At 67.2% G+C, this 1,175-nt stretch carries 1 protein-coding gene; it reads left to right on the top strand.

Translation table 11 applies throughout. The annotated features are described in order from the left end of the window. The first annotated feature begins 558 nt into the window (after positions 1–558). Positions 559–831: a hypothetical protein gene (locus AOK11_RS36830; protein WP_157869532.1), complete on the top strand. Its 273-nt coding sequence runs from the start codon at positions 559–561 to the stop codon at positions 829–831. Positions 832–1,175: the final 344 nt, after the last annotated feature.

Here is a 1,175-nt window from a genome sequence, read left to right as displayed (position 1 = left end):
CGGCAGGACTGCGCCGCCTCGCCCGGGAAGCCGCGCTCCCCCTGTCACGCGACACCCCCCTGGTGACGCGGGCCCGCCGACAGCTGTCCGTAATGGCGCGCCTGTACCTCAAAGGCCCCCGAGCCCCCCAGCACGTCGAAGAACTCGCCGCCTGCCTNNCGGCGCCGCCTACTGCCTCTACCTCCACCACACCGGACAAGGAGCCCGCGCTGAAGCCACGCACTGGCTGGACCAGCTACGTCTGCAGGCCATCGATCTGGACGAAGAGTTCCTGCTCGGCGCCGCACGCTTCACCCGGTGGATGCACGAGCACCGCCCACCGGCTGCCCACCCCGATCTGCTTGAGGAAGTCGTGAGACTAGCCCTCCACCACAACGACGAACAGATTTTGGTGTGCCGGCCCGAACGGCAGATCGCCGACCGACTCCACCACCTGGACCGGCGCACCTGACACCACAAAACAGACGAGGAGCCCCATCGCGGTCACCGGTTCCGAGGCCACCGACCGCCAACGAGCTCCTCGCCCGGGAAACCCCTTCACGAAAAGAGAACGTTCCCATGGCAAAGCTTATGCGCCGCACCGCCAACGCGACGGCCTCCCAGAAGAAACGAACCGCTCCACAGCACATCCCCACCAGCCCGGGCCGAAAACGGCCGGCAGACCGAGCTCGCGGACCGCGGCGCATCCTCCCGGCCCGCTCGCGCAACCACCGCCGCACCACACGCTGGCACAGCAACCTGGCCCACCACCTGCTCCGCGGTGCCGCCTACAGCACAGGATCCGGCATCATCGGCCTCCTCTTCTGGTGGCTGCGCTTCTGGACGCTGTGACGACACCCGACGGACCACACTCTCGACATATCCGAGCCTCATACCGCGCGAGCACTCGTGCCCGCTCCGCCTCGTCACCGGTCGGCGGCGGACTCTGCCAGATACAGCAAAGAGGCGGCAGATGGGCGCATAGGTGGCTACCGTTTCTTCTCCGGTGATCAAGGGGGTGGGGATGCAGACGACGTCGCTGTGTAAGGGTGAGAACACGGCGCTGCTGACAGCGCGGACACATCCGCCGAAAGTCCCTGGACGGACACCGCCAGCACCGTCCGCGCTGTCAGCAGCGCCGTGTTCTCACCCTTACACAGCGACGTCGTCTGCATCCCCACCCCCTTGATCACCGG

Origin of the sequence: Streptomyces hirsutus (assembly GCF_001418415.1) — a bacterium.
Classification (GTDB): Bacteria; Actinomycetota; Actinomycetes; order Streptomycetales; family Streptomycetaceae; genus Streptomyces; species Streptomyces hirsutus.
The sequence above is the reverse complement of the archived record's forward strand: the minus strand, read 5'-3'. Positions and strand labels throughout refer to the sequence as shown.

What these genes read in the sequence shown, in the direction of transcription:
- AOK11_RS36830 (WP_157869532.1), top strand. Translation starts at nt 559, where the DNA reads ATGGCAAAGCTTATGCGCCGCACCGCCAACGCGACGGCCTCCCAGAAG.